We start from the raw sequence: 18,368 nt of genomic DNA on the forward strand, positions 1-18,368 counted from the left end.
GCCGACCTTAGAAGGTCTGGCCCAGAGAGAATTGGAACACCTGGGTGTCAGCATCGTCCGGCTTCTTGACCGGCATCGCCAGGCTGAAGCTCAACGGGCCCAGTGCAGTGATCCAGGTCACACCCAAACCGACGGAGCTGGCCATGCCCGAGAAACCGACCTTCTCGCAATCAGGCTTGCTGCCGCAGTTGGTGTCGAACACGTTACCCACGTCCCAAAACACCGAGGTCCGCAGCGAGCGCTGATCCTTGACGAACGGAAGCGGGAACAGCAGCTCCACACCACCCTGGACCAGCACGTTGCCACCGAACGGCAGTGGGTCTTGGTCCGGGTCAAACTCTGTTCCATTCTTGCCGGTACTCGGTGTGCTACGTGGTCCCAGGCTGCTATCTTTGAAGCCACGCACAGAGTTGAAGCCACCAGCATAGTAGTTCTCGTAGAACGGCAAGCCCGAGGTGCCACCGAAACCATCACCATAGCCCAGTTCCGTGTGCAGGCGCAGGGTGTAGTCGCTGGTAATCGGCTTGAACAACTGGCCGCGGTAGTCGAGCTTGTAGAACGACAGATCACTACCCGGAATGGTGCTCTCCAGGGTCAGGCTCTGGGAGTGACCGCGGGTTGCCAGGACACCTTTGTTCAGGGTCGACTCGGACCAGCCGATCGAGGCCTTGAAGTTGGTGAAGCTTTTACCTTCCTTCTCGAGGAAGTCGAAGATCTCGTCGACGGTGTACTTACCAGTCTTGATCTTGTCCTGCTGAACGCTCAGGCCATAGGTCAGGCGCGAGGTTTCGCTGATCGGGTAGCCGAGGCTCACACCGGCACCCAGGCTATCCACGGCATAGCTGGCCACGTCGACGTCGAGGTCGCTGTAGTCGGTGCTGCGGTAGAAGGCGTTGTAGCCCAGGCTCACGCCGTCGGCAGTGAAGTAGGGGTCAACGAAGCCGAAGTTGTAGCGGGTCTGGTATTCCGAACGGGTCAGGCCGATGGATACCTTGTTACCGGTGCCGAGGAAGTTGGTCTGGCTGATCGAGCCACCCAGGATCAGGCCAGCGCTCTGGGCGAAACCGACACTGGCGGTGATCGAGCCGGAAGCTTGCTCTTCGACACTGTAGTTGACGTCGACCTGGTCGTCGGTGCCTGGCACGGCCGGGGTTTCGACGTTGACTTCCTTGAAGAAGCCCAGGCGCTCCAGACGAGTCTTGGACTGGTCGATCAGGTAGGTCGACGCCCAGCCACCTTCCATCTGGCGCATCTCGCGGCGCAGCACTTCGTCTTCGGTCTTGGTGTTGCCGCGGTAGTTGATACGGTTGACGTACGCGCGCTTGCCAGGGTCCACCACGAACATGATGTCGACGGTATGGTCCTGATCGTTGGGCTGCGGCACGCCGTTGACGTTGGCGAAGGTATAGCCTTCGTTGCCCAGGCGACGGGTGATCAGCTCGGAGGTGGTGGTCATCACCTTGCGCGAGAACACCTGGCCAGGCTGCACCAGCAGCAACGACTTGACCTGGTCTTCCGGCACCTTGAGGTCACCCGACAGCTTCACGTCGCGAACGGTGTACTTTTCGCCTTCGTTGACGTTGACGGTGATGTAGACGTGCTTCTTGTCCGGGGTGATCGACACCTGGGTAGAGGCGATGTCCATGTTGATGTAGCCGCGGTCCAGGTAGTAGGAACGCAGGCGCTCCAGGTCACCGGACAGTTTTTCGCGGGCGTACTTGTCGTCGTTCTTGAAGAACGACAACCAGTTGGTAGTCTTCAGCTCGAACAGCTGCTGCAGCTCTTCGTCGCTGAACACCGTGTTGCCAACAATGTTGATGTGCTGGATGGCAGCGACGGTGCCTTCGTTGATCTTGATCTTCAGGGCTACGCGGTTGCGCGGCTGGGGGACCACTTCGGCGTCCACCTCGGCCGAGTAGCGGCCCTGGGCAACGTACTGGCGCTGCAGCTCGTTGCGCACGCCTTCGAGGGTGGCACGCTGGAAGATCTCGCCCTCAGCCAGGCCCGACTGCTTCAGGCCCTTCATCAGGTCGTCGGTGCTGATCGCCTTGTTGCCTTCGATCTCGATGCTCGACACCGACGGGCGCTCGACCACGTTGATGATCAGTACATTACCGTCGCGGTTGAGCTGAATGTCCTGGAAGAAGCCAGTCTTGAACAGCGAGCGGGTGGAGTCCACCAGACGCTTGTCGTCGGCCTGGTCGCCAACGTTCAGCGGCAAAGCGCCGAACACGCTGCCAGCGGATACCCGCTGCAGGCCGTTGACACGAATATCGGAGATGGTGAAGGACTCGGCGTGAACTTCAGCGATCATCAGTGCGGACATGACCGCAGTTAGCAGCAGACGTTTCATGAAGTCCTTTTATTCCAACTGGCAATAAACAACCGCCGTATGGAAACGGCAGGCTCGCAATTGTGCGAAGCTTTTATAGTCGACCCAGATCGTTGATCAGGGCGAGCAACATCACCCCTACGACCAAACTGATACCGATCTGAATCCCCCAACCTTGCACCCGTTCCGACAGCGGACGACCGCGCGCCCACTCGACCAGGTAAAACAGCAAATGCCCCCCATCCAGTACTGGAATGGGCAGCAGGTTAAGAACCCCCAGGCTTATGCTCAGGTAGGCCAGGAAATTCAGGAAATCCCCCACGCCGGACTGGGCTGAAGCGCCCGCCACTTTAGCAATGGTTATCGGTCCACTCAAGTTTTTTACCGAGAGCTCCCCGAACAGCATTTTCTTGAGCGACTCGAGGGTCAGCACACTCATGTTCCAGGTACGCGATAGGCCTTCGCCAACGGCATCCAGCGGCCCATAGCTGACTTCTCGTAGCATGTTGGCCGGCCATTCGCCGCCCTTCACGCCTGCCCCCAGGTAGCCACCGACAGCCTTGCCTTCCCCTTTGTGAGCCAGGGTGACCGGCACATCCAGGGCCGCGCCATCGCGCTCGACGCGCAACACCACAGCGGCATCCGGCCGGGCGCGGACGCTGTCCACCACTTGCTGCCAATCGTTCAACGCCGCCCCGTCGAGGGCAAGAAGTTTGTCGCCGACCTTCAGGCCAGCAGATGCCGCTGGGCCCTTCGGGTCGATCTCGGCAAGCACCGGAGACACCATAGGCCGCCACGGGCGCAGGCCCAAGGACTGGATAGGGTCAGGCTCGTCGGCACCTTTGAGCCAATGATCCAGTTTGATTGGCAGTTGGCGCTCGGCACTGCTGCCTTCGTCACGCACACCGAGCTGCAAAGTGCCGCTCTCGCCCAGGCGCCTGACCAGCTGCAGATTGATGGCTGACCAACCGCTGGTCGCCTTGCCATCGACCGAGACAATTTCCTGACCGGCGGCCAGGCCAGCAGAAGCGGCCAAGCTTCCCGGCTCGACGCCACCGATCACCGGACGGATCTGCTGCGTGCCGAGCATGGCCAGCAGCCAGAAGAACACGATGGCCAACAGGAAGTTGGCAATCGGGCCTGCGGCCACGATCGCAATGCGCTGGCGCACCGACTTGCGATTGAACGCCTGGTCGGCCAGTGCCGTCGGTACATCGCCTTCTCGCTCATCGAGCATCTTCACGTAGCCACCCAGCGGGATGGCGGCCACCACGAACTCGGTGCCCTGGCGATCATGCCAGCGCAGCAGTGGTGTACCGAAGCCCACGGAGAACCGCAGTACTTTGACACCGCAGCGCCGGGCTACCCAGAAGTGGCCAAACTCGTGGAATGTGACCAATACACCCAGGGCCACCAGGGTGCCGACAATCATGTAGAGCGCAGTCATATCTATCTCCGAATGACGTTCAGCAAAACCCTGGCAGCGCCACCGGCCTCAACGGCCATGTCGCCTCAGCCACTCGCGCGCCAATTCGCGCGCACGTTGGTCGGCGGCAAATACAGCCTCCAGCGACAGCAAAGGCACGACAGGTTCTTGCTCAAGCACCTGCTCGATCATACTCGCGATCTCCGGGAAGCGGATACGCCGCTGAAGAAATGCCTCGACCGCGACCTCATTGGCCGCGTTGAGCACCGCAGGTGCACTGTTACCAGCTTCAGCTGCCTGTCGCGCCAGGCGCAGGCACGGGAAGCGCAGCTCGTCAGGCGCCTGGAAGTCCAGGCGGGCGATGGCGAATAAATCCAGCGGGGCAACACCCGACTCGATACGCTCAGGCCAAGCCAGCGCGTTGGCGATGGGCGTGCGCATATCCGGGTTGCCCAACTGAGCCAGCACCGAACCATCGACGTAGTCGACCAGCGAGTGGATCACGCTTTGCGGATGCACCACTACTTCGACCTTGGCCGGCGCTGCATCGAATAGCCAGCAGGCTTCGATCAGTTCCAGGCCTTTGTTCATCATGCTGGCCGAGTCCACCGAAATCTTCCGGCCCATTGACCAGTTGGGGTGGGCGCAAGCTTGCTCAGGGGTGACGTCGACCAAGGCCGGCAGCGGTGTTTCGCGAAACGGACCACCCGAGGCGGTCAGCAAGATGCGGCGCACACCGATCTGGCTCAGGCCACGGGCGTAATCGCCCGGCAGGCACTGGAAAATGGCGTTGTGTTCACTGTCGATCGGCAACAGTACCGCACCACTGCGGCGCACCGCCTCCATGAACAAAGCGCCGGACATCACCAGCGCCTCTTTGTTGGCCAGCAGCACCTTCTTGCCCGCCTCGACCGCAGCCAAGGTCGGGCGCAGGCCGGCGGCACCGACGATGGCCGCCATTACTGCATCCACCTGCGGTGCGGCTGCAACCTCGCACAGCCCGGCCTCCCCTTCCAGCACTTGGGTAGCGCAGCCAGCATCGGCCAGCCCCAGGCGCAGGCGCACCGCAGCCTCAGGGTTGGGTACCACGGCATAAGCCGGGCGATGCTGAACGCACAGAGCCAGCAGGTCATCGATACGGGTGTAGCCGCTCAACGCATAGACCTGGTAGCGCTCAGGGTGGCGCGCAATCACATCCAGGGTGCTCAGGCCAATCGAGCCTGTAGCGCCCAGCACGGTAATCCGCTGCACGGTGCTCACATAACACCCCATTCAGCGGCCCACAGCAGCACGGCAAAGACCGGGATGGCTGCGGTCAGGCTATCGATGCGATCGAGCACACCGCCGTGTCCAGGCAGCAGGTTGCTGCTGTCCTTGATACCGGCGCGGCGCTTGAACATGCTCTCGGTCAAATCACCGATCACCGAAGACATGACCACCAGGGCCGCGCCCATCAACCCCAGCAGCAATTGGCCGAAGCCCCAGCCACGGTTGATACCGACCACAAGGGTGATCGCCAGGCTGACCGCCAGGCCACCGTATACCCCTTCCCAGCTCTTGCCGGGGCTTACCTGTGGGGCGAGCTTGCGTTTGCCAAAGGCGCGACCGGAGAAGTAGGCGCCGATGTCGGCAGACCAGACCAGCACCATCACCGACAAAATCAGCCAATTACCTAGCTGCCAGTGCTTGAGCAGCATCAGGCCTTGCCAGGCAGGCAGCAGGATCAACAGGCCGATCAACAGCTTGCAAGCGGCGCTGGCCCATAGTTCGCTGCTGCGTGGGTAGGTCAGTACCAGCCAGGTGGCCAACCCCCACCAGATGACCGAAGCCCCGAGCACCCACGGGGCCAGGTCCGGCATCAGGTGCAGCAGCATCAGCGCGCCAGCGACCACCGCGGCATAGGCGATACGCAGAGGCTGAGCCACAAGTCCGGCCAGACGCGCCCATTCCCAGGCACCCAGGGTCACCACGAAGCCGATGAACAGGGCGAAATCCCCGCCGTTGAGCAGAAAGAAACCGCCCAGCGCGACCGGCAGCAGGATCAGCGCTGTAATGATGCGTTGTTTAAGCATTAAGCACGAGCTCCAGCCTCGACCTGCTCGCTGGTCTTACCGAAGCGGCGCTGGCGCGATGCGAATTCGGCCAGTGCTTTGCGCATGGCCTCGTGTTTGAAATCCGGCCAGTACAGGTCGGAGAAATACAGCTCGGCATACGCCAGCTGCCATAGCAGGAAGTTGCTGATGCGGTGCTCACCACCGGTACGGATGCACAGGTCAGGTAAAGGCAGCTCGCCGGTGGCCAGGCAAGTCTGCAGCAACCCCGGGGTGATGTCGTCAGGCCGCAAATGGCCTGCCTGAACCTCACGCGCCAGGCGCTGGGCAGCTTGCGCGATATCCCACTGGCCACCGTAGTTCGCGGCGATCTGCAGGATGAAGCGGTTGTTGCCAGCAGTCAGCGCTTCGGCTTCGCGCATGGCGGCCTGCAACTCGGGGTGAAAGCGTGAGCGATCGCCGATGATGCGCAGGCTGATGTTGTTCTCGTTGAGGCGCCGTGCCTCCCGGCGCAAAGCCGTGAAAAACAGCTCCATCAACGCACCGACCTCGTCGGCCGGACGTTGCCAGTTTTCACTGGAGAATGCGAACAGGGTCAGCACTTCGACCCCAGACTCGGCGCACACTTCGATGACTGCGCGCACCGCGTCGACGCCAGCCTTGTGCCCGGCGACGCCGGGCAACAGGCGCTTCTTCGCCCAGCGGTTGTTGCCATCCATGATGATCGCGACGTGACGCGGCACCGAAAGTGGTGCCGCCAACTTGGACTTTTCCATTAAAAAACCTCGGCCTTAGACGGCCATCAGGTCCTTTTCCTTGGCTTTGAAAGCAGCATCGACTTCGGCGACGAATTTGTCGGTCAGCTTCTGGATTTCATCTGCGGCGCGACGTTCTTCGTCTTCGCTGATGGCCTTGTCCTTGGTCAGCTTTTTCAGGTCGGCAAGCGCATCGCGGCGCACGTTGCGCACAGCCACTTTGGCATCTTCGGCAACGCCACTGGCCTGCTTGGTGTAGCCCTTGCGGGTTTCTTCGGTCAGAGCCGGCATCGGCACACGGATGGTGGTACCGGCGCTGGACGGATTCAGGCCCAGGTCGGAAGTCAGGATGGCCTTTTCGATGGCAGCGCTGAGGTTCTTGTCGTGGGCGACAATCTTCAGGGTGCGGGCGTCTTCGACGGTAATCGCGGCCACTTGGTTCAGCGGCATCTCGCTACCCCAGGCAGTGACCCTGACGCTATCCAGGATGCTTGGGTGGGCGCGACCGGTGCGGATCGCCGCCAGGTTACGAGTCAGGGCTTCGATGGACTTGCCCATGCGCTCCTGCGCGTCTTTCTTGATGTCGTTGATCATGCTTGGCCTTCCTCGATCAGAGTACCTTCGGCGCCACCGACTACGATGTTCAGCAGGGCGCCAGGCTTGTTCATGTTGAATACCCGCAATGGCATCTTGTGGTCACGGCACAGGCAGATTGCGGTCAGGTCCATCACGCCAAGCTTGCGATCCAGGACCTCGTCGTAGGTCAGGTGATCGAACTTCTCGGCATGCGGATCCTTGAATGGATCGGCAGTGTACACGCCATCGACCTTGGTCGCCTTCAACACCACGTCGGCATCGATTTCGATGGCGCGCAGGCAGGCTGCAGAGTCGGTGGTGAAGAACGGGTTGCCGGTACCAGCAGAGAAAATTACCACATCCCCGGAGTTGAGGTGGCGAATAGCTTTGCGACGGTCGTAATGATCGGTCACACCGACCATGGAAATAGCCGACATGACCAGGGCCGGGATGTTCGAACGCTCCAGCGCATCGCGCATGGCCAATGCGTTCATCACGGTGGCGAGCATGCCCATGTGATCGCCTGTGACACGGTCCATGCCGGCTGCGCTGAGCGCTGCGCCGCGGAACAGGTTGCCACCACCGATCACCAGGCCGACCTGAACGCCGATCCCTACCAACTGGCCAACTTCCAGGGCCATGCGGTCCAGCACCTTCGGGTCGATCCCGAAGTCTTCCGAGCCCATCAGGGCCTCGCCGCTAAGTTTGAGCAAAATGCGTTTATAGCGAGGTTGGCGACCACTCACCTGCTGAGCCATTGCGAGTCTCTCCTGCGGCGTACTTTTAGAAAATTCGTGCGGGCTGTTTGCAGCCTGCTAACTGTAGCGTGGCACCGATGTGGCGCCAGCGAAGACGAGGCTCGATAAACCCCTTCTCCGTTTGACAAAGAGGCTGCGCGCGTGAGCGGGCAGCCTCTTTGGGGCGACAGACGGGGCTGTCTTACTGCTTGGCAGCAGCTACCTGAGCGGCAACTTCAGCAGCGAAGTCGTCGACTGGCTTCTCGATGCCTTCGCCAACTTTGAAGTAGGTGAAGGAAACGATTTCAGCGCCAGCTTTCTTGGCCAGCTCGCCGACTTTGACTTCTGGGTTCATGACGAAGGCCTGCTCTTTGAGCGAAGCTTCGGCTTTGAACTTGGTGATACGACCGTTGATCATGTTCTCAACGATGTTTTCTGGCTTGCCAGCGATCTTGTCAGCGTTCAGCTGCAGGAAGACGTTCTTCTCGCGCTCGATGGCCTCGGCGGAAATTTCCGACGAATCCAGGAACTCTGGGTTCGAAGCTGCAACGTGCATGGCGATGTTCTTGGCCAGCTCGATGTCGCCGCCTTTCAGAACAACGGCAGCACCGATCTTGTTGCCGTGCAGGTAGGCACCGACAACGTCGCCTTCAACACGCACCAGGCGGCGGATGTTGACGTTTTCGCCGCACTTGGCGACCAGGGCTTCACGAGCAGCTTCGCGGGAGGCGATCAGCGGGGCAGCGTCGGTCAGTTTCTGAGCGAAGGCTTCTTCCAGGCTTTCGGCCACGAAGTTCTTGAAGTCGTCTTGCAGGGCCAGGAAGTCGGTCTGCGAGTTCACTTCCAGCAGAACGGCGGCTTTGCCGTCGGTCTTGACGGCGATGGCGCCTTCAGCAGCCACGTTGCCAGCCTTTTTGGCGGCCTTGATGGCGCCCGAAGCACGCATGTCGTCAATGGCTTTCTCGATGTCGCCGCCGGCCTTTTCCAGGGCCTTCTTGCAATCCATCATGCCTTCGCCGGTACGCTCGCGCAGTTCTTTGACCAGCGCCGCAGTAATTGCTGCCATTTCAAAATCCTCTTGGAAAGTTTTTCAACCATTCCACCCGCTCGTCACGGGCGTTAAATTCTGCAAATCGCTGCCTTTTATATCAGCTCGCCCATCATGCAGGGCCGAAGCTGACAGCAGGATTTCAAGGTGGCAAAAAGGGGGCAAAGCCCCCTTTTTGCGTGCCAAGTAGACGCTAGCGCCTATTACTCAGCAGCAGGTGCAGCCGCTTCTTCAGCGTAGACTTCAGTGCCACCGGCAACGTTGTTGCGGCCGCGGATGACGGCGTCAGCCATCGAAGTCATGTACAGCTCGATAGCGCGAATGGCGTCATCGTTACCTGGGATAACGAAGTCAACACCTTCTGGGCTGCTGTTGGTATCGACAACGCCGATGACCGGGATGCCCAGCTTGTTGGCTTCGGTGATAGCAATGCGCTCGTGGTCAACGTCGATCACGAACAGGGCATCAGGCAGGCCGCCCATGTCCTTGATACCGCCCAGGCTGCGATCCAGTTTTTCCAGGTCGCGCGAACGCATCAGAGCTTCTTTCTTGGTCAGCTTGGCGAAGGTGCCATCTTCGGCCTGGGTTTCCAGGTCGCGCAGACGCTTGATCGAAGCACGGATGGTCTTGTAGTTGGTCAGCATGCCGCCCAACCAACGGTGGTCAACGTATGGCGAACCTGCGCGAGCTGCTTGCTCGGCGACGATCTTGCCAGCGGAACGCTTGGTGCCGACGAACAGGATCTTGTTCTTGCCCTGGGCCAGGCGCTCTACGAACGACAGAGCGTCGTTGAACATCGGCAGGGTTTTTTCCAGGTTGATGATGTGGATCTTGTTGCGCGCACCGAAAATGTACTTGCCCATTTTCGGGTTCCAGTAACGGGTCTGGTGACCGAAGTGCACACCGGCCTTCAGCATATCGCGCATGTTGACTTGGGACATGATAGTTCCTTGATAAGTCGGGTTGGGCCTCCACGTATCCCAATGACCAACCCACGAATCCTTGAATCCGGGGCACCCAGGCCATCGTGTCGACACGTGTGTGGGTTTGAGCTGACGGGGTCGGCCCCGAAAGCGGCGCACTTTATACCACAGACTGCCAGCGAACGAAACCCAGATCAGGTTGCGTCCGTCAGCCGTTTTTGCAGCACCCTGGCAAACAGGCCAGAATGCCTCCTGTAGACCGCAGCGTTCCCGCGTTTATCCGGCAGAATGCCGCCCTGCTCTGCTAGAATCCGGCCTTTCCCGTTTTTTCGCGCCGCCTGCGGCGCCGTAGAGAGCCTGTAATGACCGTCACCATCAAGACTGCTGAAGACATCGAGAAGATGCGCATCGCCGGCCGCCTGGCCGCCGAGGTGCTGGAAATGATCGAAGAACACGTCAAGCCCGGCGTCACCACCGAAGAGCTCGACCGCCTGTGCCACGACTACATCGTCAACGTCCAACAGGCCATTCCGGCGCCCCTGAACTACAAGGGCTACCCGAAATCGATCTGCACCTCGATCAACCACGTGGTCTGCCACGGGATCCCCAACGACAAGCCACTCAAGGACGGTGACACGCTTAACATCGACGTCACCGTGATCAAGGATGGCTATCACGGCGATACCAGCCGCATGTTCCATGTCGGCAACGTGCCAGTCTGGGCCGAGCGCCTGTCCAAGGTCACCCAGGAATGCATGTACAAGGCCATCGAACTGGTCAAGCCCGGTTGCCGCCTGGGCGATATCGGCGAAGTGATCCAGAAGCATGCCGAGAAGAATGGCTTCTCGGTCGTTCGTGAATTCTGTGGCCACGGCATCGGCAAGGTGTTCCATGAAGAGCCGCAGATCCTCCACTACGGCCGCGCCGGCACCGGCATGGAGCTCAAGGAAGGCATGACCTTCACCATCGAGCCGATGATCAACCAGGGCAAGGCTGACACCAAAGTGCTGGGCGACGGCTGGACCGCCATTACCAAGGATCGCAAGCTCTCGGCCCAGTGGGAACACACCCTGGTGGTGACCGCGACCGGTTACGAGATCTTCACCTTGCGCAAGGACGACACCATCCCCCGCACCTCGGCCTGATTGCACTCAAGGCAACCTTTAGACAGGAACGCGACGCAATGCCCCAGGTGGATCCCGAACTGTTCGACCGCGGCCAGTTCCAGGCGGAACTGGCACTCAAGGCGAGCCCCATCGCCGCCTTCAAGAAAGCCATCCGCCAGGCCGGCGAGGTGCTCGATCGGCGTTTTCGCGCAGGGTGCGAAATCCGCCCCCTGATCGAGGCTCGCGCCTGGCTGGTCGACAATATCCTGCAACAAGCCTGGAACCAGTTCGACTGGGGCGACACCAGCGGCATCGCCCTGGTAGCGGTTGGCGGCTATGGTCGCGGCGAGCTGCACCCGCACTCGGACATCGACCTGCTGATCCTGCTTGGCGCCGCCGAACATGAGCAGTACCGCGAGGCCATCGAACGCTTCCTCACGCTGCTCTGGGACATCGGCCTTGAAGTCGGCCAGAGCGTGCGCACCGTCGACGAATGCGCCGAGCAGGCCCGTGCCGACCTGACAGTGATCACCAACCTGATGGAAAGCCGCACCATTGCCGGCCCCGAGGGCCTGCGCCAACGCATGCTGGATGTCACCAGCACCGCCTACATGTGGCCGAGCAAGGAGTTCTTCCTGGCCAAGCGCGCCGAACTCAAGGCTCGCCACCACAAGTACAACGACACCGAGTACAACCTCGAACCGAACGTCAAAGGCTCACCGGGTGGCTTGCGCGATATCCAGACAGTGCTCTGGGTCGCCCGCCGCCAGTACGGCACGTTGAACCTGCACGCCCTCGCCGGCGAAGGTTTTTTGTTGGAGAGCGAGAACGAACTGCTGGCCTCGTCTCAGGACTTCCTGTGGAGGGTGCGTTACGCCCTGCACATGCTTGCCGGGCGCGCCGAGGACCGCCTGTTGTTCGACCACCAGCGCAGCATCGCCGCGCTGCTCGGTTACAGCGACGACAACCCCAAGCGCGCCATCGAGCAGTTCATGCAGCAGTACTACCGGGTGGTGATGAGCATCAGCCAGTTGTGCGACTTGATCATCCAGCATTTCGAGGAAGTCATCCTCGCCGATGACGACAGCGGCACCACCCAACCACTGAACGCACGCTTTCGCTTGCACGACGGGTATATCGAAGCGACCAAGCCAAACGTGTTCAAGCGTACTCCATTCGCCATGCTGGAGATCTTCGTGCTGATGGCCCAGCACCCGGAGATCAAAGGGGTGCGTGCCGACACCGTGCGCCTGCTGCGCGAGCACCGGCACCTGATCGACGAAACCTTCCGCAACGATATCCGCAACACCAGCCTGTTCATCGAGCTGTTCAAGTGCGAAATCGGCATCCACCGCAACCTGAGGCGGATGAACCGATACGGCATCCTCGGCCGCTATCTGCCGGAATTCGGGCTGATCGTTGGGCAGATGCAGCACGACCTGTTCCACATTTATACGGTCGATGCGCATACCCTCAACCTCATCAAGCACCTGCGCAAGTTGCAGTACACGCCGGTGTCCGAGAAATTCCCGCTGGCCAGCAAACTCATGGGGCGTTTGCCCAAGCCCGAGCTGATCTACCTGGCAGGCCTTTATCACGACATCGGCAAGGGCCGCCAGGGCGACCATTCCGAAATCGGTGCGGTGGATGCGCAGAAGTTCTGCGAACGCCACCAACTTCCTGCCTGGGACAGCCGGCTGATCGTCTGGTTGGTGCAGAACCACCTGGTGATGTCGACCACCGCTCAGCGCAAGGACCTTTCCGACCCGCAGGTGATCAATGACTTTGCCCTGCACGTCGGTGACGAGACGCGTCTTGACTATCTCTACGTGCTGACCGTGGCCGATATCAACGCCACCAACCCTAGCCTGTGGAACTCCTGGCGCGCCAGCCTGCTGCGCCAGCTCTACACCGAAACCAAGCGTGCCCTGCGCCGCGGCCTGGAAAATCCGCTGGACCGCGAGGAACAGATCCGACAGACCCAGTCGGCGGCGCTCGATATTCTGGTGCGCGAGGGCACTGACCCGGACGACGTCGAGCAACTATGGTCGCAATTGGGCGACGACTATTTCCTCAAGCACACCGCCGCGGATGTGGCCTGGCACAGCGATGCCATCCTCCAGCAACCGGCCGACGGTGGCCCGCTGGTACTCATCAAAGAAACCACGCAACGCGAATTCGAAGGCGGCACGCAGATCTTCATCTACGCGCCCGACCAGCACGATTTCTTTGCCGTGACCGTGGCCGCCATGTCACAGCTGAACCTGAACATCCACGATGCGCGGATCATCACCTCCAGCAGCCAGTTCACCCTCGATACCTACATCGTGCTCGACAACGATGGTGGCTCGATCGGCGACAATCCGCAGCGGGTCAAGCAGATCCGCGACGGCCTGACCGAAGCGCTGCGCAACCCCGAGGATTACCCAACCATCATCCAGCGCCGGGTGCCACGCCAGCTCAAGCATTTCAATTTCCCGCCGCAGGTAACCATTCTCAACGATGCCCAGCGCCCGGTGACCATACTCGAGATCACCGCCCCCGACCGCCCTGGCCTGCTGGCGCGGCTGGGGCGGATTTTCCTGGAGTTCGACCTGTCGCTGCAGAATGCCAAGATCGCCACCCTCGGCGAGCGGGTGGAGGACGTGTTCTTCATTACCGATGCCGACAACCAGCCGCTATCCGACCCGCAGCTGTGCAGCCGCCTGCAAGAAGCGATCGTGCAGCAACTGCAGGCCGGCCAAGCCAGTGAAGCCAGCCCGAGCCGTGTGACTTTTTAACGATTAGATGATTGACGAGACCTTGCGCCGATGAACCATGCCTTGACCCAGCTCCAGCCCTACCCGTTCGAGAAACTGCGCGCCCTGCTGGGCACCGTGAAGCCTGCGGCAGACAAACGCGCCATTGCCCTGTCGATCGGTGAGCCGAAACACGAATCGCCGGCATTCGTCGCCAAGGCCATGGCCGACAACCTCGACAAGCTGGCCGTGTACCCGAGCACGCTGGGCTTGCTGGGGCTGCGCCAGGCCATTGGCCAATGGTGTGAGCGCCGCTTCGGCGTGCCATCGGGCTGGCTGGATGCCGAGCGCCACATCCTGCCGGTCAACGGCACCCGTGAGGCGCTGTTCGCCTTCACCCAAGCCGTGGTCAACCGCGCCGATGACGGCCTGGTGGTCAGCCCCAATCCGTTCTACCAGATCTACGAAGGCGCAGCGTTGCTGGCCGGCGCGACCCCACACTACCTGCCGTGCCTGGAAGACAACGGCTTCAACCCCGACTTCGACGCGGTACCAGCCGACGTCTGGCGGCGCTGCCAGATCCTCTTCCTGTGCTCGCCAGGCAACCCCACTGGGGCGTTGGTGCCGATGGCGACCCTGAAAAAGCTGATTGCCTTGGCTGACGAGCACGATTTCGTGATTGCTGCCGACGAGTGCTACAGCGAGCTGTATTTCGACGAAGACGCTCCACCACCGGGCCTGCTGAGCGCCTGTGCCGAGCTTGGCCGTAGCGACTTCGCCCGCTGCGTGGTGTTCCACAGCCTGTCCAAGCGCTCCAACCTGCCGGGCCTGCGCTCGGGCTTCGTCGCCGGTGACGCGTCGATCATCAAACCGTTCCTGCTGTACCGCACCTACCACGGCTGCGCCATGCCGGTGCAAACCCAGTTGGCCAGCATCGCTGCCTGGCAGGATGAAGCGCATGTGCGCGACAACCGTGATCAGTACCGCGCCAAGTACGATGCCGTGCTCGACATCCTGCAACCGGTGCTGGACGTGCAGCGCCCGGATGGCAGCTTCTACCTTTGGGCGAAAGTCCCAGGTTGCGATGCGCAGTTCACCCGCGACCTGTTCGAAGCCGAGCATGTGACCGTCGTTCCAGGGTCGTACCTGTCCCGTGAGGTTGACGGTGTCAACCCAGGTGCCGGACGGGTGCGCATGGCGCTGGTTGCGCCATTGGCCGAGTGCATCGAGGCTGCCGAGCGGATTCGCGCGTTCCTTCAGGCCCGCTGAAACGATCAGGGGGCGCTTGACGCCCCCTACGGTTTACCTGACCTGCCCGAGGTTGGCCTCACTCAAGTCCAGCTCGCCCAGCACCTGCCGCACAACCTCATCGCCAACCCGATGCTGGCGGTGCAGGCTGTATAACGCCAGGCGTTGCGCCCTGAGAGCGCGAAGGCGCAAGCGCCGTTCGAGCAAATCCATCTGCTCGGCCAGCGCCCGGGCTTCGGCGGTATCGTTGTACTTGTCCAGCGTATCCCGGTATTCAGCCATCAGCCGCGCCTTGAGTTCGGCGGCCAGGGTTGCCTGCGCGGCGTCCTGCGGCGCACTGGCGTCTATCAGCTCCTCGGCTTCCAGCGCATGGATCGCCGCCTCTGCGGTCAACCGCCAGGCTTCCTGAACCTCCTGATGCAAGCGCTCGTCGGGGCTCTTGGCCACCCCGCGCAACAGCAGCGGCAGAGCGATCACAGCACTGATAAGCGAAAGAAGAATCACCCCGGCAGCAATGAAGATCAGCAGGTCACGCTCGGGAAACGCCTGACCCGCCCCCATCAGTAGCGGTATCGACATCACACCGGCCAAGGTCACCGCCCCACGCACCCCTCCCAGGGTCAACAGCCAGCAGGACCGCGCTGTAGGCACCAGCACCAGCGCAGGCTTGCCCCGCCAACGACGCAACACGCCGATCGACCGCCAGATGCTTTGGACCCAGACAAACCGCAGCAGGACCAGCGTGGCAAAGATCGCCAGCACCTCCAAGCAGCGCCAGGCCAGCGCCGGCCAGAGCGTAGACTCGTGGCTGACCACAGCCTTGATGATATCCGGCAGCTGCAAGCCCAGCAGAAGGAAGATCAGGCCGTTGAAAGCGAACTCCAGCAGCGACCAGACGCTGCGATTGAGCAGGCGTGTACTGGTCTGACGTGGCAACAGGTCGAGCCAGCTTTGCATCATGCCGGCAGCCACTGCCGAGAGAATGCCCGACACACCCAGCCGCTCGGCCAGAACATAGGCGGCGAAGGGCAACAGCAGCATGAATACCACGTGGGTGGCGGGGTCATCCCAACCGCGGGCGATCATCCAGGCACGCAGCCGGCCGAGCAACCAGCTCAGCGCGACACCCACCGCCAGGCCGCCAAGGGCGACCACAACGAAGCTGAAGCTGGCATCGGCCAGCGAAAAGGCCCCGGTAATGGCCGCCGCCAAGGCGAACTTGAAGGTGACCAGGCCCGAAGCATCGTTGAGCAACGCTTCACCTTGAAGCATGTGCATCAGCGGCGTCGGCAGGCGGTCCTGGCTGATGGCCGATACCGCCACGGCGTCGGTAGGCGACAACACCGCTGCCAGTGCAAATGCAGCCGGTAGCGGGATGCTCGGCAGCAGCCAGTGGATGAAGTAACCAGCGCCTACCACCGTGAACAGCACCAAGCCAACGGCCAGCGCAACGACCGGCCCGCGGATGCGCCACAACTCGCGTTTAGGGATGCGCCAACCGTCGGCGAACAACAGCGGCGGCAGAAACAGAAAAAGGAACAACTCAGGGTCCAGTGCCACGTGTAACCCGAGCGTGGGCCAGGCCAGCAGCGCACCGGCGGCAATCTGCAACAAAGGCAGCGGTAGCGGGATCAAGCGCCCGACCAGTTTCGACACGCTGACCAGTGTCAGCAGGATGAGGACGGTATAAGCGGACTGCATCCTTCAAAGCTTCCTTTTCAACCAGAAACGACAGCGGGGCAATGACCGTCACTGCAACACATGTTAGCGGGGCCAGGTCTGTCCAAGCCCTTGCACGATGGTCGCAAGCAGCCGCTGGATTTGTAACACGATGATTCATATGAGTCTAAAAACTCAAGACCTACACACCCCGTGGCGCTCACTGGATCGTTCCCGCATAATCCCGCGACTGACATTCGGAAATGGAGAAATTGGGGCAGACTGTGGCCTCAATGCACACAATGACCTACACGCTCTACGGCATCAAAGCCTGTGACACCATGAAAAAAGCGCGGACCTGGCTCGACGAAAATGCCATCGCCTACGAATTCCACGACTACAAAAGCCAAGGCATCGACCGCGACAGCCTGAACCGTTGGTGTGACGAACACGGTTGGGAAGCCATCCTCAACCGTGCCGGTACAACCTTCCGCAAGCTCGACGACGCCAGCAAGGCCGACCTCGACCAGGCCAAGGCCGTCGAGTTGATGCTGGCCCAGCCGTCGATGATCAAGCGCCCGGTGCTAGCTCTTGGCGAGCGCACCTTGGTCGGCTTCAAGCCTGACCTCTACGCCGCCGCTCTGGCCTGAGCCCCCACCCTATTTCGCACGAGGTAATCACATGTCCAATACCCTGTTCAGCCTGGCCTTCGGTGTCGGCTCCCAGAACCGCCAGGGCACCTGGCTGGAAGTGTTCTACGCACAACCCATGCTCAACCCCAGCGCCGAGCTTGTGGCCGCAGTCGCGCCAATCCTTGGCTACACCGGTGGCAACCAGGCGATCGCCTTCAGCAACGCCCAGGCGGCACAACTGGCCGAAGCGCTCAAGGGCGTCGACGCGGCTCAAGCGGCACTGCTGACCCGTCTGGCCGAAAGCCACAAGCCACTGGTCGCCACGCTGCTGGCCGAAGACGCCGCACTGACCTCGACCCCAGAGGCCTACCTCAAGTTGCACCTGCTGTCGCACCGCCTGGTCAAACCCCATGGCCTGAGCCTGGCCGGTATCTTCCCACTGCTCCCCAATGTCGCCTGGACCAACCAAGGTGCGGTCGACCTGAACGAGCTGGCAGAACTGCAACTTGAAGCCCGCCTCAAGGGCGAGCTGCTGGAAGTGTTCTCGGTCGACAAGTTCCCGAAAATGACCGACTACGTGGTTCCGGCCGGCGTGCGCATCGCCGACACCGCCCGTGTGCGCCTGGGCGCTTACATCGGCGAAGGCACCACCATCATGCACGAAGGCTTCGTCAACTTTAACGCTGGCACCGAAGGCCCGGGCATGATCGAGGGCCGGGTTTCTGCAGGCGTGTTCGTCGGCAAGGGCTCCGACCTGGGCGGCGGCTGCTCGACCATGGGTACTTTGTCCGGCGGCGGCAACATTGTCATCAAGGTCGGCGAAGGTTGCCTGATCGGCGCCAACGCCGGTATCGGCATCCCCCTGGGTGACCGCAACACCGTCGAGGCCGGCCTGTACATCACCGCAGGCACCAAGGTGAACCTGCTCGATGAGAACAACGAGCTGGTAAAAGTCGTCAAGGCTCGCGACCTGGCCGGCCAGACCGACCTGCTGTTCCGCCGCAACTCGCTCAACGGCGCCGTGGAATGCAAAACCCACAAGTCGGCGATCGAGCTGAACGAGGCGCTGCACGCGCACAACTAACGCCACTCGCCCACTGCAAGCGCGGGCTGCCCGCAACTGCGGACCTCACAGGG

At 61.4% G+C, this 18,368-nt stretch carries 15 protein-coding genes; 5 read left to right on the forward strand and 10 right to left on the reverse strand.

Going from position 1 to position 18,368, the window contains the following annotated elements; all coding sequences use genetic code 11:
- Positions 1-7: 7 nt before the first annotated feature.
- The 9 genes from bamA to rpsB form a co-directional block, all read right to left on the reverse strand.
- Positions 8-2,353 (reverse strand): outer membrane protein assembly factor BamA, encoded by a 2,346-nt coding sequence (gene bamA, locus HU725_RS17560; RefSeq protein ID WP_217872360.1) that lies wholly within the window; start codon positions 2,351-2,353, stop codon positions 8-10.
- A 73-nt stretch (positions 2,354-2,426) separates the two neighbouring features.
- The gene (rseP, locus tag HU725_RS17565) at positions 2,427-3,779 is read right to left on the reverse strand and encodes a sigma E protease regulator RseP (protein ID WP_186477793.1); all 1,353 of its coding nucleotides are present in this window, start codon (positions 3,777-3,779) and stop codon (positions 2,427-2,429) included.
- 48 nt (positions 3,780-3,827) lie between these two features.
- Positions 3,828-5,018: a 1-deoxy-D-xylulose-5-phosphate reductoisomerase gene (gene ispC / locus HU725_RS17570; protein ID WP_186477792.1), complete on the reverse strand. Its 1,191-nt coding sequence runs from the start codon at positions 5,016-5,018 to the stop codon at positions 3,828-3,830.
- Positions 5,015-5,830 (reverse strand): phosphatidate cytidylyltransferase, encoded by an 816-nt coding sequence (locus tag HU725_RS17575; protein WP_186477791.1) that lies wholly within the window; start codon positions 5,828-5,830, stop codon positions 5,015-5,017. The genes ispC and HU725_RS17575 overlap by 4 nt, the downstream gene beginning before the upstream one ends.
- On the reverse strand, positions 5,830-6,585 hold the full coding sequence (gene uppS / locus HU725_RS17580) for a polyprenyl diphosphate synthase (RefSeq protein ID WP_060478347.1): 756 nt from the start codon (positions 6,583-6,585) through the stop codon (positions 5,830-5,832). The genes HU725_RS17575 and uppS overlap by 1 nt, the downstream gene beginning before the upstream one ends.
- Positions 6,586-6,600: 15 nt before the next feature.
- Positions 6,601-7,158, reverse strand: a complete 558-nt coding sequence (gene frr, locus HU725_RS17585; RefSeq protein ID WP_186477790.1) for a ribosome recycling factor — start codon at positions 7,156-7,158, stop codon at positions 6,601-6,603.
- Entirely contained in the window at positions 7,155-7,898 is a 744-nt protein-coding gene (gene pyrH / locus HU725_RS17590) for a UMP kinase (protein WP_056796398.1), read from the reverse strand. Before pyrH ends, frr begins: the two co-directional genes overlap by 4 nt.
- A 181-nt stretch (positions 7,899-8,079) precedes the next feature.
- Entirely contained in the window at positions 8,080-8,943 is an 864-nt protein-coding gene (tsf, locus tag HU725_RS17595) for a translation elongation factor Ts (RefSeq protein ID WP_060478350.1), read from the reverse strand.
- Positions 8,944-9,128: 185 nt separating this feature from the next.
- Entirely contained in the window at positions 9,129-9,866 is a 738-nt protein-coding gene (gene rpsB, locus HU725_RS17600; RefSeq protein ID WP_027920037.1) for a 30S ribosomal protein S2, read from the reverse strand.
- A 344-nt stretch (positions 9,867-10,210) separates the two neighbouring features.
- On the opposite strand from rpsB, the gene map reads away from it, so the two are divergent.
- Genes map through dapC form a run of 3 tightly spaced genes read left to right on the forward strand, consistent with a single transcriptional unit; the run spans position 10,211 to position 14,961 of the window.
- Complete coding sequence (gene map, locus HU725_RS17605; RefSeq protein WP_003252286.1) at positions 10,211-10,993, forward strand: type I methionyl aminopeptidase; 783 nt, start codon at positions 10,211-10,213, stop codon at positions 10,991-10,993.
- Positions 10,994-11,031: 38 nt separating this feature from the next.
- Positions 11,032-13,734: a [protein-PII] uridylyltransferase gene (locus HU725_RS17610; RefSeq protein WP_186477789.1), complete on the forward strand. Its 2,703-nt coding sequence runs from the start codon at positions 11,032-11,034 to the stop codon at positions 13,732-13,734.
- 30 nt (positions 13,735-13,764) lie between these two features.
- Entirely contained in the window at positions 13,765-14,961 is a 1,197-nt protein-coding gene (gene dapC / locus HU725_RS17615) for a succinyldiaminopimelate transaminase (RefSeq protein WP_186477788.1), read from the forward strand.
- A 33-nt stretch (positions 14,962-14,994) separates the two neighbouring features.
- Here dapC and HU725_RS17620 read toward each other — a convergent pair whose 3' ends face one another.
- Entirely contained in the window at positions 14,995-16,641 is a 1,647-nt protein-coding gene (locus HU725_RS17620; RefSeq protein WP_186477787.1) for a Na+/H+ antiporter, read from the reverse strand.
- A 260-nt stretch (positions 16,642-16,901) separates the two neighbouring features.
- Between HU725_RS17620 and HU725_RS17625 the strand changes: the two genes are divergently transcribed.
- Complete coding sequence (locus HU725_RS17625; protein ID WP_060478354.1) at positions 16,902-17,249, forward strand: ArsC family reductase; 348 nt, start codon at positions 16,902-16,904, stop codon at positions 17,247-17,249.
- Between the two features lie 31 nt (positions 17,250-17,280).
- A complete protein-coding gene (gene dapD, locus HU725_RS17630; RefSeq protein WP_060478355.1) occupies positions 17,281-18,315 on the forward strand; it encodes a 2,3,4,5-tetrahydropyridine-2,6-dicarboxylate N-succinyltransferase in 1,035 nt (344 codons plus the stop codon).
- The last annotated feature ends 53 nt before the right edge of the window (positions 18,316-18,368 follow it).

Origin of the sequence: Pseudomonas promysalinigenes (assembly GCF_014269025.2) — a bacterium.
Classification (GTDB): Bacteria; Pseudomonadota; Gammaproteobacteria; order Pseudomonadales; family Pseudomonadaceae; genus Aquipseudomonas; species Aquipseudomonas promysalinigenes.

What these genes read in the sequence shown, in the direction of transcription:
- dapC (WP_186477788.1), top strand. Translation starts at nt 13,765, where the DNA reads ATGAACCATGCCTTGACCCAGCTCCAGCCCTACCCGTTCGAGAAACTG.
- HU725_RS17575 (WP_186477791.1), bottom strand. Translation starts at nt 5,830, where the DNA reads ATGCTTAAACAACGCATCATTACAGCGCTGATCCTGCTGCCGGTCGCG.
- HU725_RS17610 (WP_186477789.1), top strand. Translation starts at nt 11,032, where the DNA reads ATGCCCCAGGTGGATCCCGAACTGTTCGACCGCGGCCAGTTCCAGGCG.
- uppS (WP_060478347.1), bottom strand. Translation starts at nt 6,585, where the DNA reads ATGGAAAAGTCCAAGTTGGCGGCACCACTTTCGGTGCCGCGTCACGTC.
- map (WP_003252286.1), top strand. Translation starts at nt 10,211, where the DNA reads ATGACCGTCACCATCAAGACTGCTGAAGACATCGAGAAGATGCGCATC.
- dapD (WP_060478355.1), top strand. Translation starts at nt 17,281, where the DNA reads ATGTCCAATACCCTGTTCAGCCTGGCCTTCGGTGTCGGCTCCCAGAAC.
- frr (WP_186477790.1), bottom strand. Translation starts at nt 7,158, where the DNA reads ATGATCAACGACATCAAGAAAGACGCGCAGGAGCGCATGGGCAAGTCC.
- pyrH (WP_056796398.1), bottom strand. Translation starts at nt 7,898, where the DNA reads ATGGCTCAGCAGGTGAGTGGTCGCCAACCTCGCTATAAACGCATTTTG.
- rseP (WP_186477793.1), bottom strand. Translation starts at nt 3,779, where the DNA reads ATGACTGCGCTCTACATGATTGTCGGCACCCTGGTGGCCCTGGGTGTA.
- rpsB (WP_027920037.1), bottom strand. Translation starts at nt 9,866, where the DNA reads ATGTCCCAAGTCAACATGCGCGATATGCTGAAGGCCGGTGTGCACTTC.
- bamA (WP_217872360.1), bottom strand. Translation starts at nt 2,353, where the DNA reads ATGAAACGTCTGCTGCTAACTGCGGTCATGTCCGCACTGATGATCGCT.
- HU725_RS17620 (WP_186477787.1), bottom strand. Translation starts at nt 16,641, where the DNA reads ATGCAGTCCGCTTATACCGTCCTCATCCTGCTGACACTGGTCAGCGTG.
- tsf (WP_060478350.1), bottom strand. Translation starts at nt 8,943, where the DNA reads ATGGCAGCAATTACTGCGGCGCTGGTCAAAGAACTGCGCGAGCGTACC.
- HU725_RS17625 (WP_060478354.1), top strand. Translation starts at nt 16,902, where the DNA reads ATGACCTACACGCTCTACGGCATCAAAGCCTGTGACACCATGAAAAAA.